General features: G+C 43.2%; 11 protein-coding genes. All 11 read left to right on the forward strand.

The genetic code is table 11. From position 1 onward, the window contains the following. Positions 1-251: 251 nt before the first annotated feature. The 11 genes from ACMVP2_RS16170 to ACMVP2_RS16220 all read left to right on the forward strand — a co-directional run bounded on the left by ACMVP2_RS16170 (position 252) and on the right by ACMVP2_RS16220 (position 14,165). Positions 252-4,673, forward strand: coding sequence for a CusA/CzcA family heavy metal efflux RND transporter (locus ACMVP2_RS16170; RefSeq protein WP_339815570.1), 4,422 nt, complete (start codon positions 252-254; stop codon positions 4,671-4,673). 24 nt (positions 4,674-4,697) lie between these two features. Then, positions 4,698-5,891, forward strand: coding sequence for an efflux RND transporter periplasmic adaptor subunit (locus ACMVP2_RS16175; RefSeq protein WP_339790963.1), 1,194 nt, complete (start codon positions 4,698-4,700; stop codon positions 5,889-5,891). Between the two features lie 165 nt (positions 5,892-6,056). Next, positions 6,057-6,473, forward strand: coding sequence for a Fur family transcriptional regulator (locus tag ACMVP2_RS16180; RefSeq protein WP_339790961.1), 417 nt, complete (start codon positions 6,057-6,059; stop codon positions 6,471-6,473). An 11-nt stretch (positions 6,474-6,484) separates the two neighbouring features. Then, positions 6,485-7,129 (forward strand): cation transporter, encoded by a 645-nt coding sequence (locus ACMVP2_RS16185; protein WP_339790959.1) that lies wholly within the window; start codon positions 6,485-6,487, stop codon positions 7,127-7,129. 14 nt (positions 7,130-7,143) lie between these two features. After that, positions 7,144-9,642 (forward strand): heavy metal translocating P-type ATPase, encoded by a 2,499-nt coding sequence (locus ACMVP2_RS16190; protein ID WP_339790957.1) that lies wholly within the window; start codon positions 7,144-7,146, stop codon positions 9,640-9,642. Between the two features lie 406 nt (positions 9,643-10,048). Continuing rightward, entirely contained in the window at positions 10,049-10,423 is a 375-nt protein-coding gene (locus ACMVP2_RS16195; RefSeq protein WP_339790955.1) for a metalloregulator ArsR/SmtB family transcription factor, read from the forward strand. Positions 10,424-10,500: 77 nt separating this feature from the next. Beyond that, a complete protein-coding gene (gene merTP / locus ACMVP2_RS16200; protein WP_339790953.1) occupies positions 10,501-11,139 on the forward strand; it encodes a mercuric transport protein MerTP in 639 nt (212 codons plus the stop codon). A gap of 133 nt (positions 11,140-11,272) precedes the next feature. Next, complete coding sequence (locus tag ACMVP2_RS16205) at positions 11,273-11,479, forward strand: heavy-metal-associated domain-containing protein (protein ID WP_339790951.1); 207 nt, start codon at positions 11,273-11,275, stop codon at positions 11,477-11,479. 3 nt (positions 11,480-11,482) lie between these two features. After that, positions 11,483-13,153, forward strand: coding sequence for a mercury(II) reductase (gene merA / locus ACMVP2_RS16210; RefSeq protein ID WP_339815638.1), 1,671 nt, complete (start codon positions 11,483-11,485; stop codon positions 13,151-13,153). 292 nt (positions 13,154-13,445) lie between these two features. Beyond that, entirely contained in the window at positions 13,446-13,826 is a 381-nt protein-coding gene (locus tag ACMVP2_RS16215) for a metal-sensitive transcriptional regulator (RefSeq protein WP_339790947.1), read from the forward strand. Between the two features lie 66 nt (positions 13,827-13,892). Then, positions 13,893-14,165: a thioredoxin family protein gene (locus tag ACMVP2_RS16220; RefSeq protein WP_339815637.1), complete on the forward strand. Its 273-nt coding sequence runs from the start codon at positions 13,893-13,895 to the stop codon at positions 14,163-14,165. Positions 14,166-14,203: the final 38 nt, after the last annotated feature.

Genomic DNA, 14,203 nt, shown 5'->3' on the forward strand with positions numbered 1-14,203 from the left:
AGTTTGCTAAACACCCCTCACGTGCTTTTCTCATAAAGCAACCTTTTATTCTTGCTCAATTCTATTTGTCCAGCTTGAAAAAACTGAATAAAACCCGAAAGAAACGGGGGGAAAGTGGAAGTAAGAAGGTGACTGTCAAAATCGTGCTGAAATGGATTTTCATTGCTCTCATTAGCGCAATACTCATTTTGGCTACGATTGTCAGGCTCATTCACTTCATTGTTTTCCACGTCTAATAATTTAATAGTCATATGATCAATCAAATCATTTCTTTTTCAATAAAGAATAAATTCATTGTGGGCCTGTTAACGCTGACGCTGATTGGGGTCGGTATTTACTCAATGTCCACCATTAATCTGGGATCAGTCCCGGATATAACTAACAATCAAGTACAGGTAATTACTGTTTCCGAGAACCTTGCAACAGAGGATATTGAACAATTTGTCACTTATCCGGTGGAGTTGGCGATGGGGAACCTTCCAGGTGTTGATGAAATACGGTCTATCTCTCGGTTTGGTCTTTCTGTTGTCACCATTGTCTTTGAAGATGATATGGGTACTTACCTGCCCAGACAATTGGTGCAGGAAAAACTCAATGAACTGAAAGAAACCATCCCTCAGGAATTTGGTAGCCCCTCAATGGGGCCTATTTCCACAGGGCTAGGACAGATTTATGAATACACCATTCAGCCCAAAGCAGGATATGACACAGCGTATTCAGCAATGGAGCTCCGTACTATTCAGGACTGGATTGTTAAGCGACAGCTAACGCTGCTTGAAGGAGTTGTAGAAATCAATTCCTTTGGTGGTTATATTAAGCAGTACGAAGTGGCCATTAATCCGGAAAAGCTGAATGCTCTGAACGTTAGTATTTCTGAGGTTTATGAGGCATTGGCTCGCAACAACGTCAACACGGGAGGTGCCTATATTGAGAAAAGCAAAATGGCCAATTTCATTCGGGGTGAAGGTCTGGTTCGCACCATAGATGATATAGAAAATATTTCAGTCCGTAACGAAAATGGCATTCCAATACTCATCAGAGATGTAGCTGAAAAAGTTCATTTCGGGCATCAGGTTCGATATGGTGCCTTCACTCAGGATGGTCATGAGGCTGTGGGGGGAATCATCATGATGTTGAAAGGGTCGAACCCCAATGCGGTCATTCAAAATGTAATCCAGCGAATGACTGAAATTGAAAAGTCCCTTCCTGAAGGCCTTGAGTTTAATGCATATCTTGATCGGAGCTCTCTAATTGAGCGGACTACAAGCACAGTCAGCAAAAATTTAATTGAAGGAGCACTTATTGTGATTTTTGTTCTTGTTGTGCTGCTGGGAAGTTTAAGAGGTGGCATTGTCACTGCGTCATTAATTCCACTCTCTTTACTTTTTGCATTTATTCTCATGAAAGCCACCGGGGTTTGGGCGAATTTGATGAGCCTCGGAGCCATTGATTTTGGAATCATCGTGGACGGTGCTGTGATTATAGTTGAAGGCACAGTTCATGAAATTGAAAAGGGGATAAGGGCTGGCAAGAATAAGTTTGATCAGGCTCAAATGGACGAAATAGCCTATGAATCCGGGAGCACCATGATGAACGCTGCTTTTTTTGGACAACTCATCATTCTCATCGTATTCACCCCTATCCTTTTTTTAACAGGTGTTGAGGGTAAAATGTTTACTCCAATGGCCTACACATTTGGGTATGCTGTTCTAGGTGCAATTATTCTATGCCTGACTTATGTGCCAATGATGACTGCATTGCTAATGCGTCCAATAAGTAATCCAAAAAATTGGTTTGCAAGGTTAGAAAACGGAATAAACAAGTTCAGCGAGAAGATCATCAATGCTTTAAATAAAGTGTATCATCCGTTGATTATTGGTGCCTTGAAACTGCGATTAGCGGTTATAGGTATTGCTTTGGCTCTACTCGTCGGGGCGGGGCTCATTTTCTCAAGAATGGGGGGTGAATTTATTCCCCAACTCGATGAGGGCGACATAGCAATGCAAGCCCTTATTCGACCAGGAAGTGGTCTCAGTGAAGCTATTGATGTGTCCATTAAGATCGAAAACATATTAAAAGAAAATTTTCCGGAAATAACAACAGCAGTCGCCAGAATTGGAGTTGCCGACATACCAACAGATCCCATGCCTTTAGACATAGCCGATATGTATCTAATTCTAGAGAAGGATAGAGAGAAATGGGTTTCCGCAGATTCGAAAGAACAGCTTATTGAGAAGATCAAAGAGAAGTTAGACATACTTCCGGGCGTTAATCTCGTCTTTACTCAGCCTGTAGAACTTAGGTTCAATGAATTACTTGAAGGAGTTCGAGAAGATGTAGCTGTGAAATTGTACGGTGAAGACTTAAGCGTGTTAACGCAAAAAGTACAGGAAATGGCTGCCATCATCCAAACAGTGCCGGGCGCTGGAGATGTGAATGCAGAACGTACTGCTGGTCTGCCGCAAATGACTGTGAGATACGACCGTAAGAAACTGGCCCAATATGGATTGGATGTTCAAAAATTGAATGAGTACGTTAGCGGAGCTTTTGCGGGAGGTGTAGCTGGGGTCATTTTTGAGGGTGAAAAACGCTTCGAAATGGTCATTCGTTTTGATGAATCACATCGCCAAAGCATCGAGGATCTTAGAACTCTATACGTAGATTTACCTGATGGTACTCAAGTGCCAATCAAGGAAGTTGCTGATATCGAATATGTCCCAGGCCCCATGCAAATATCCAGGGACAATACTTTTCGAAGGACTTACGTGGGTGTAAACGTTCGAGGTAGAGACGTAGAATCTGTTGTGACAGATATTCAGCAAAAACTGGATGCGGAACTGGACTTGCCACCGGGCTATTATATCACCTATGGAGGAGAGTTTGAAAATTTGCAGCGAGCCAAAGCAAGATTGTTAGTGGTGGTGCCGATTGCCCTCTTTCTTATTTTTATACTACTCTATTTTGCCTTAAAATCTTTCCCCCAATCAGTGATGATCTACATGGCGATCCCACTTGCGGCCATTGGAGGAGTGTTTTTCATGGCCGTGAGAGGTATGCCTTTTAGTATATCTGCGGGAGTCGGATTCATCGTCCTCTTCGGGGTGGCTGTTCTTAACGGACTGGTTTTAATCAGTCGTTTCAATTCACTAAAAACCGAAGGGATGACAGACATAAAAGAACGAATTATCACAGGAACACAAGAACGTCTTAGACCTATATTGTTGACTGCTACTGCCGCCATTATGGGCTTTACACCCATGGCATTTTCAGCCTCTGCAGGAGCTGAAGTGCAGCGGCCATTAGCCACTGTAGTAATAGGCGGTCTGATCAGCGCAACACTGCTGACGCTGATTGTTCTGCCAGTCCTCTATTCCTACATTGAAGGTCGTAAGTCTATAAAAGTTAATCTAAATACCGGCTCGGCGGCCAACGCAATTATGGCTCTAATTGTATGTGGTTTGCTTCTTGGAATTCCGTCCAAGGCACGAGCGCAAGAGCTGGAACAGAAATCAATTACTACTTTGGATGAGGCGATCACACTGGGGTTGGCCAACAATGGCAATGTTCAAGTTGCAATTACCAACATAGAACTTCAGGAGCAAGGAAGGAAGACAGCATTTAATTTAGGAAAAACTAGTGTTGGCGTTCAATACGGTCAATACAATAGCTTTGAGAATGACTTCTCCATCAGTGTTGGCCAGTCATTTGAGTTTCCCACCGTTTATGCCAAGCAAAAGCAACTCGCTAATGAACAGGTAGTTGGTGGTCAAAAGCAGCTGGCTGTTACAGAAAATGATCTAAAATGGAAGATACGTCAGGCCTGGTATGAACTGTCCTTCCTGCACGAAAGGCGCAACTTGCTGCTATATCAAGATACAGTATATGGGCGATTTCTAAATGCGGCTACCATTCGGTACGAGACCGAGGCAACCAGTTATCTTGAGAAGGCTGCAGCTGAAACAGGTGTCATGGAAGTTCAAAATCAGCTGAAGTTGCTGGAGGCCGACATTGTCATTCAGGAAAAGCAGCTCCAAATCCTGTTGAATGATACATCTAGTTTGCGTTTCGAGCCTTCCGACCTTATAGAAAGGGATGTCATAAACATACAGGACAATGCTTTGATTATGAACAACCCGCTACTTGGGTTGACTAAACAACAAGTAGCTATTGCAGATGCAGAAAAATCTGTTCAGTCAGCCAGGCTGATGCCCGATCTTTTTGTCGGTTATTTCAATCAATCATTGATAGGAGGCGAAACAGAGAACGGTGGAATTGCGACTTCTTCTGATCGATTTGGGGGAATACAAGGAGGTATTTCCATACCTCTATTTTATGGTTCCTATAAGGCAAGCGTTAAATCTGCTCAATTGCGATCACAGATGGCAAATACCCACTCGGAGTACTACTTTACAGCACTTCAGGGCCAGTATCGGCAGCAAATGGAGGAGATTACAAAATTTCAGGGAAGTCTTGATTACTATAAGCAAAAAGCCATTCCTCAAGCCAATTTGATTTTAAACAATGCCAGAAAAAGCTTTGAAAATGGAGCCATAGACTATGTAGAGTATTTTCAAAACATCAATCAGGCACTCAGCATCAAATTCAATTACATCAATACACTAAACGGGTACAACCAGGCTGTAATCAATCTGGAATTCCTCATTGGACAATAATTCAATATTTCAAAAAATAAAGAAATGAAAAAGCATTTTATATATATCGTAACCATAGCATTTGTGGCAACATTCCTTGCCAGCTGTGGAAATAAGGCAGATGAAGGCCAGCAGGATGAACAACCGCAGGAAGAGATTAAAGGTGGAGAAGGAGAAGTCCATTTATCTCAACTCAAGTTTAACAGCCTCGGCATAAAGGTCGACGAAATACCAACAAGACCTTTGTCGGGAGTAGTTGAAGCCAATGGGCAGCTAGAGGTGCCGCCCCAGCATGAAGCTACTGTCACGGCCATATTGGGGGCAAACGTGACAACGATTAAGGTAATAGAAGGTGATAAAGTGAGGAAAGGCCAAACATTGGCTACGCTGGCGCATCCAGACTTATCCCAATTGCAAATGAACTATGTGAGAGTCTACAGCCAGATGCAATACCTTGAAAAAGAATATGAACGACAGAAAAAGCTATACGAAGAAAAAGTGGGGTCTGGCAAAACCTTCGAACAAACTCAGGCAGATTATCTATCAATGAAGGGCGAAGCCAAAGGTTATGAAGCTCAGCTACGCCAACTCAGTTTGAACGTTGAAAAGGTGCAACGTGGCAATATATATCAGAATGTTCCAGTGGTTAGCCCAATAGATGGTTTCATCGAGAAAGTGGAAGTCCAGATTGGTCAGTTTGTCGATCCTCAAAAAGGCATGTTTATGATTGTCAACAATGATCACATTCACGCCGACCTGATGGTTTTTGAAAAGGATGTTTACAAAGTAATGAAGGGACAGGATATTTTCTTCACGGTAGAGTCTGTTCCCGGTACTACGCTCAAAGCTAAGATTTACTCTGTAGGTAAGCAATTTGAGCAAAATCCAAAAGCGGTTCACGTGCACGCTGAAATTGATCAGAAAGAGGATTTTCTTATACCAGGTATGTACATCAATGGAAGAATCCATACAGGAGAAAAATCGGTCCTGGCCTTACCTGAATCTGCTATCATTGAGGAAGATGGTAAGCCCTTTATCTTCACGGCGGCAGCCCATAAGGAAGATGGACAGACAGAATGGGGTTTCAAAGCGGTTGAAATTCGAACTGGGTTAGTAGATGAAGGATGGGTAGAGATCAAATTGCTAATGCCACTTCCGGAAGGTACTAAAGTAGCATGGAACAATGCCTATTACTTGATATCAGAAATGAATAAAAGTCAGACTTCTCATGATCACTAAATCTAGTGACAGGCATAGGCAGTTGGCAAGAGATTGTCACTGCCTGCTTTCCAAAATAGCCAATTACAACGCCAAAAACTAAAAGAATTAAAGCTATATCTCAGCAATAGCAATTGGATTTCGTATAAAGACCGGGAAATCTTTAAACAATAAAGAAAGAGAGCCATGATCAAAGAGCTGGAAAAAAACCTGAAATCTCACAATATCAAACCCACAGCAATGCGGTTACTGGTATTAGAATTCCTGCTGGGTCGGGAGGCAGCAATCGGACTTACCGAGCTGTATAAGGCCTTTGAAAAGTCGGATAGAACCACGCTTTACAGAACCTTGAAGGTATTTGAAGAATACGGTATGGTGCATAGTATTGATGATGGTACTGGCGTGCCCAAGTATGCATTATGTGAAGAAGGGTGTAATTGCGAAATAGAAAGAGACCTCCATCTGCATTTTCACTGTAGAGTATGTGGGCAGACCAAATGTCTTACAAGTTACAAAATACCGGAAATTGAACTTCCGATAAACTACGAGCCTGAGGAAGCCAACCTTGTAGTAAAGGGCGTTTGTTCAGACTGTAAATTGTAAGTAAACATATTATGGAGCAGAAGATTATTCAAGAAAGGTTGCAGTTTGCCTTTATTCTTAGTCTTATCACGGTAGGGTATAATACCATTGAAGGAATAATCTCTACCTTTTTCGGGGCTACTGATGATACGCTGGCCTTATTTGGTTTCGGTGTCGACAGTTTCGCAGAAGTGCTCTCGGGGATAGGCATAACGCACATGATTTGGCGAATGCAGCGAAGTGAATTGAAACAACGTGACCATTTTGAGGTCAGAGCACTTCAAGTCACGGGTGTGGCCCTGTATATCCTTGTGGCCGGACTTGTGGTGGGTGCCGCACTTTCTATTTTTTACCAGTCCGAACCACAAACGACAAGAGCTGGAGTTGTTGTTTCTGTGGTTTCAATTGCAACAATGTATTTTCTCTACCGAGAAAAAATGAAAGTAGGCAAGCAATTAGATAGTGAACCGATCACATCGGACGCACGCTGCACACTGACCTGCTTTTACCTCTCGTTCATCCTGCTTGCCTCCAGCCTAATTTATGTGATTTGGCGAATACCGTATGTAGATGCTATCGGAAGCCTGGGTATCTCTTGGTTCGCTTTGAAAGAAGGAAAAGAAGCTTTTGACAAGGCCAAAACAAAACGCCTTTCATGTGATAGTAATTGTTGCTAACGATAAATAAGGAAATGAAAAAGCTACTAATAAAAATACCCTTGATACTTCCAGAAGTACCTGATGAGAAAGACCGATGTGTAGATAGGCTCATCATACAGCTTCAGGACAAAGATGGACTTGAAAAAGTACATGTGGCTGATGAAACCGACAATGGTGTACCACAACTCTGCTTCCATTATGATCCGGAGTTGATCTCTATTGACCGGATCCAAAAACTGGCGGAGCAAACCGGGGCTGAGATCACCGAAAAGTTTGGCCATAAACTCATAGAAGTAGAGGGAATAAGGCATACACGCCATGCCCGTAACATAGAGCGAAACCTTAGAAACAAAGCGGGCATTCTGGAAGCGGCTGTCTCAGGTTCCGGCATGGTGCGTTTGGAATTTGATACCACCAAAATAGATGAAGCGGAGATACTGAAATCGTTAAGAAAAGAGGGCCTTGACATACCCGATACCCAGGTAAGTGCTGAGCGATTTCTTCAGCAAGCCAAGAAACCTGAACAACAGGAAACCCAAGAAAAAGAGGATGAGCATTCTCATGAAGAAGGTGAAGATCATGACCACTCACACGGTGGTATTTTCGGCAAAAATACAGAGCTGATCTTTTCCATCATCTGCGGGGCATTGCTTGGAATAGGTTTTGGGCTTTCATATATAGAAGCTATACCTTCATGGGTAAGCTTGACGCTCTACATCGCAGCGTATTTCTTTGGAGGCTTTTTTACGGCCAAAGAAGCTATTCAAACCGTCTCCAAAGGTGGCTTTGAGATAGATTTCCTAATGCTGGTTGCTGCTATTGGTGCGGCTATTCTGGGTGAATGGGCAGAAGGTGCTCTGTTGCTGTTCCTGTTCAGCATGGGCCATGCTCTGGAGCATTATGCCATGAACAAGGCCCGTAAATCTATTGCTGCTTTGGCAGAACTGGCCCCTAAAACGGCCTTGCTCAAGAGAAATGGAAAAACAGAAGAAGTAGGTATAGAAGAACTGAGCATTGGAGACATCATCGTAGTGAAGCCTAATAGCAAAATTTCAGCCGATGGTGTGGTAGTAGATGGTCGGAGTAGCGTAAATCAAGCACCTATTACCGGGGAAAGTGTGCCCGTAGATAAAGAACCTGTAGATGATCCCGATAAAGACTGGTCACAGGAAAAAGACATTAAGGACGAGAACCGTGCCTTTTCCGGTACGATCAATGGCAATAATACACTGGAAATTAAAGTGATAAAAGTAGCGAAGGACTCTACGCTCTCCCGCCTGGTGAAACTGGTGAATGAAGCCCAGACCCAGAAATCGCCTACCCAGCAACTTACAGACAAATTTGAGAAATACTTTGTGCCTGCTGTATTGGTACTGGTAGTATTGCTCCATTTTGCTTTTCTGGTCATTGACGAGACCTTTAGCGAAAGCTTCTACCGCGCCATGGCCGTACTGGTAGCTGCGAGCCCTTGTGCTTTGGCTATCGCCACCCCGAGTGCGGTGCTCAGTGGAGTAGCCCGGGCAGCCAAAAGTGGGGTACTTATCAAAGGTGGCCGCCCATTGGAAGATTTAGGCGTACTTACTGCCCTGGCTTTTGATAAGACCGGAACACTAACAGAAGGTAAGCCTAAGTTAACGGAGGTGGTAGCCTTGGAGGATGTGAAAGAAGAAGAACTACTGAGAATAGCAGTTGCGGTAGAGGGTCTTAGTGATCACCCACTGGCAAAGGCCGTAGTGCGTGACGGGAAGGAGCGACTGAAGGGTGCTGACATACCTGAGGCGAAAGACCTGGAGGCAGTGCTTGGGAAAGGGATCAAAGCCACATTGGGAAGTGACAAAGTCTACATTGGCAACCTGGACCTGTTTGAGTCGCTGGATGATAAGAAGCCATCAAAGGAAATAGAAGAAAAAGTAAAGTCCTTAGAGTCTGATGGCAATACCACCATGCTCATCCGACAGAATGACGATTACATAGGCATCATCGCCCTGATGGATACGCCAAGAGAAGAAGCGAAAAATACCTTAGCGCAATTGAAAAAGATTGGTATCAAACGCATGATCATGCTCACCGGTGACAATCAGAAAGTGGCCGATGCGGTAGCTAAAGAAATTGGCCTTACAGATGCCTGGGGCAGCCTGCTGCCGGAAGAAAAAGTAGAAGCCATTAAAAAACTTAAGGAAAAGGAATCTAAAGTAGCCATGGTAGGCGATGGCGTGAACGATGCTCCGGCCATGGCCAACAGTACGGTGGGCATAGCCATGGGAGCGGCAGGAAGTGATGTGGCTCTGGAAACTGCGGACATTGCTCTGATGGCCGATAAGCTGGAAACCTTACCTTTTGCTATCGGTTTAAGCAGAAAAGCCAAAGGCATTATCAAGCAAAACCTTTGGGTGAGTCTGGGAGTAGTGGCTGTCCTGATTCCACTTACAATTTCCGGTATTGCTACTATAGGACCAGCAGTTTTGATCCATGAGGGATCTACATTGGTTGTGGTCTTTAACGCTTTGCGTTTGTTGGCTCATAAAAGATAGTTTGTCATTAACAAGAAAGCCCTATACTCAGTGTTTTCGTTATGCTTGAGGAGTGATCATCTGGCCGTTTTAAGCTATCGTGAGTTTCAATGCGATTTGTGTGGCCACCCAGTCTAGCTGTCCTTCCTTTGGCCCATCAAACTTCCCTGGTATTGCAGCTACTCAATATCACCTAGTGATATGCTCGATGGAGATGTTAACAGCCGTCTTTCCGGGGGGCTGTCTGAAGACCAACTTTATCTTTTTCGAATAGCTCAGTGGCAGCAGGGAGATTCGAGAGGGTAACAGTTTTATGCTTTGAATTGATATGGAGCAATTTTGAGGCTTATTTATTTTAGTTTTTACTAAAATAATTAAACCTTATTTCTATCTTAGTGTTTAAGTATATACTAAAACACTAAAATGTATGAGCAACACGTGTATCAGGGTATTAGCGGATCATGTCCAAATTCAAGAATGCAAGGATGAACTAAATGAACTGGAAGGTACCCTTAAAAATTTGACCAGGCTTTTTAATTTATCCGGCAACGCTGCTCGTCTCAAAATTCTTTATTTACTAAAGCGGGAAGGCGAGATGTGCCCTTGTGATTTGAGTGACATTTTAGAAATCTCAGTCGGCGGAGTTTCGCAGCACTTGCGAAAGCTCAAAGACGGAGGCCTTGTAGTGGACAAGAAGGTTGGTCAAACGGTCTTCTATTCGCTGATAGAAGAAAATTTAGAAATACTAAAGCCATTTTTCAATCAGCTCGAATCTGCTAAAGTGGCAAGCCCATTGGTGTGACGCCCGTCAAAACAAAGTTATGCGTCAAAAATTATACTGACAGCACTGTTTCGGTCATAAAAAAGTAAAAAGAAGTCATGGAAAATTTAGAAAGTTCAAAGAAATCAAAAGGAATTGTTACCACAGGTATTTTGGCAGCCATAGGTGCCTCGCTTTGCTGCATCACCCCGGTACTTGCTTTAGTGGCTGGTTCTACCGGAGCTGCAGCTACCTTCTCATGGATGGAACCTTTTCGCCCCTACCTTATTGGGGTTACGGTGCTGGTGTTGGGTTTTGCCTGGTATCAGAAGTTGAAGCCGGTAAAAGCGGCTGATGATTGTGGGTGCGAATTAACGCCTGGTAAGAAGCCATTTATGCAAACAAAAACCTTCCTGAGCATCATCACGATTTTTGCTGTAGCGATGCTTTCCTTTCCTAACTACGCACACATTTTCTACCCTGAAACAGAAAGCACTGCTGTAATCACTGAAGTTTCCAATATCCAGAAAGTACATTTCGATATTAAAGGAATGACTTGTCAGGGTTGCTCTGAGCACATCAAACATGCTGTGAGCGAGAATGCCGGAATTGTGCGAGTCGATGCTTCTTGGGAGAAGGGAGAAGCTACCGTAGAGTACGATGCCTCAGTGCTCAGCCTCGACACGCTGACCGAATCAATTAATGCCACTGGCTACACAGTAGTTGGTACTCAATCCATTAAAGAATCAAGTAAATGAATCCCATCAAATAACTAATATGAAAAAGTTTAGTCTTATCATTTTGGCCATTGTCGGAATATTGTTTTCCGTTTAGTTACAAGCTCAAGAAGTTTCCAAAGCTCAAAAGCAGGAGATTGTAAAAAAGAAAGTTGTGCTGAAAATCACTGGTATGACCTGCGCCGGATGCAGCAGTGGGGTACATAAAGCCCTTTCCAAAACAGACGGTGTGATAGAAGACGATGTGGTTTATCCCGGAGACACCTTCACGATCACTTACAATGCAAAAAAGACTGATGAGAAGACCATCATTGATGTAATTGAAAAATTAGGATACAAAGCAGAAAAGCAAAAATCATAAGTTATGTTCAAAAATCTAATGAAGCGTAAGCCACCTGTTGAAGCTGAAGAAATGATAGTTGAAATCACAGGCATGACCTGTGACCATTGTGCCACGTCTATCGAAAAACGTTTCGAGAAGGAAATAGGTATTCTATCTAAAGAGGTAAGCTATAAAGCGGGAAAAGGTACGTTTAGCTATAACCCTGATCGTATCAGCAAGGATAGTATTATAGATACAATTAATCGAGGAGGACACTATAAAGTTGTTTTGGGAACAAACGGTTCCAGTGGCTCTTCCGAATCCAATCAGTATGATCTCATCATCATAGGCGGTGGTTCTGCGGCATTTTCTGCAGCCACTACGGCCAATGATTTGGGACTTACCGTGCTCATGGTGAATGCCGGATTGGACTTTGGAGGTACTTGTGTAAATGTAGGTTGCGTGCCTTCCAAACATCTAATCAGGGCTGCTGAGCAGATTCATCGTGCGCAGCATTCTCCATTCAATGGCGTGGCGGGTGCCAATCCGAAGTTTGATTTTAAGGCGACCATCCAGCAGAAAAAAGAATTGGTGTCTGCTTTACAAAAAAAGAAATATCTGGACGTGGTAGATGGATTGGAAAACATCACTATTCTGGAAGGTTGGGCAAAATTCGTAGACCCTCACACCATCGAAGTGAATGGCAAGCAATACAAAGGCATGAAGTTTTTGTTGGCTACCGGGGCGACGACCAACGTGCCCGATATTAAAGGGTTAAAGGAAATTGACTACCTCACCAATGTTAGTCTGTTTGAAATGGAGGAACAACCTAAGCACCTCATCGTGTTGGGCGCAGGATATATCGCCTTGGAAATAGCCCAGGCGTACCATCGGTTTGGTACTAAAGTCACGATTCTTCACCGCTCAGAACGAATTCTTCGGAAGCAAACTGAGGACATTACTGACGACTTGACCAGCCATTTCAGAAACGAAGGAATAGATATTCGTACGAATGTATCAATCTCAGAATTTATCAAAGAAGGAGATAAAGTGCTGGCGCACACCAATACAGGAATTGTAGAAGCTACTCATGTGGTGGTGGCCACAGGAACGAAAGCCAACACCTTCAGCATGGATATAGAAAAAGCTGGAGTAGAAACAGAGACAAGCGGCCATATTCGGGTGAATGACCGGCAAGAGACCAATGTGAGGCACATCTTCGGCGCTGGTGATTGTACCAACACCCCGGCTTTCGTGTACACAGCAGCCAAAGAAGGCAAAGTCGCAGTGAACAATGCCTTCAAAAGTGCTGGTGACAAGGTGGATTATACCGGCCTACCCTGGGTGGTATTTACAGACCCTCAGATTGCCGGAGCAGGCATGGATGAGGCCGAAGCTGAAGTAGCTGGTATTCCCTACGAAACCAGTGTGATGCCGTTGAGCGAGATACCGAGAGCACAAGCAGCACTGGACACACGTGGGTTTATCAAATTGATTAGAAACAGTGAAACAGATAAACTGATCGGCGGTCGGATCATAGCGCCGGAGGGTGGCGAGTTGGCCATGCAAATTAGCCTGGCAATTAAGGCGGGCATGACCGTGCATGACTTGGCCGATATGTTTCATCCCTACCTGACACTTTCTGAAGGGGTGAAATTAGCCGCCATCACCTTCGATAAAGACGTGTCAGAGTTGAGCTGTTGTGCGAGCTAGATGAACATTTTCAAGAGCTATCAACAAGTGTGACAGAATTGGAATAATGGTAGCTTGTTAGGCGTTTTTATAACTTATTTTGCGCCAAGGAAACTTCTATTGCAATTTAACAATTAATATACAAGGATGACAACTGCCAACATGCGATACACAGGTTGGTTACCCAAGAACTGTGGTAGAAGTCAGACATTTGTAACATGTATCTTCTCAGTCTATCATTCATATAATCTAGAGAAATGGAAAAACATATTGAGATATTCCAATCTATTTACGATAACCTATTAAATCAACAATGCTTCCCAAAGACTTAACGAAAGACGTAAAAAATCGCCTTCAAAGTATCAAAGGTCAGATAGAAGGTTTGATCAAAATGCTGGATGAAGGAAAAGATCCTGAAAAGATTCTTGTACAGTTCAAAGCAGCAAAGAGCGGCTTAGATGCGGCTCATTACTTATTATTGAACGAAACCTTTAGAAAATCCCTGGCAATTAAGATTTCTGAAACTTCGGAAGCTTGTCCTGGGAATTGTGGAAATGAGGAGAAAATTGAAATTCTGCGCCAACAGTTTCCTGCTATAGAAGCGGACGACCTCACTGTAAAAATGAAGGAAATAGTCCAGCTTAAAAAACACCTCGATCAATTCATTCAACCGGATAAAATACAATTTTTTTAACTTTTACTGGGAGCCCACCCCACCCGAAGTCTTAGGTTTGTTTCATCAATATTCAATAAAAAAATCATGAAACGAACAGTTGAAATTTTTACTGCGGGTTGTCCAGTTTGTGATCCGGTAGTCAAAATGGTAGAAGAGCTTGCTTATGATCAGTACGAGATTTCCATCTATGATTTAGTAAAGCAATGCGATGATCAAACATGCCTGAATAAAGTTGCAGCTTATGTTATCAAGAAAGTGCCAGCAGTTGCAGTAGATGGAGTACTTCTGTCTTGCTGTCAAAATCAAGGTATTTCCAGAGAACAGCTAATCAAAGCTGGAATTGGTCAAGGCAGATAAATGTGTGCCATTTAGTCAAACTCCAGCAGCAGACCTGA

The organism is Imperialibacter sp., assembly GCF_048007035.1.
Taxonomy (GTDB): domain Bacteria; phylum Bacteroidota; class Bacteroidia; order Cytophagales; family Cyclobacteriaceae; genus Imperialibacter.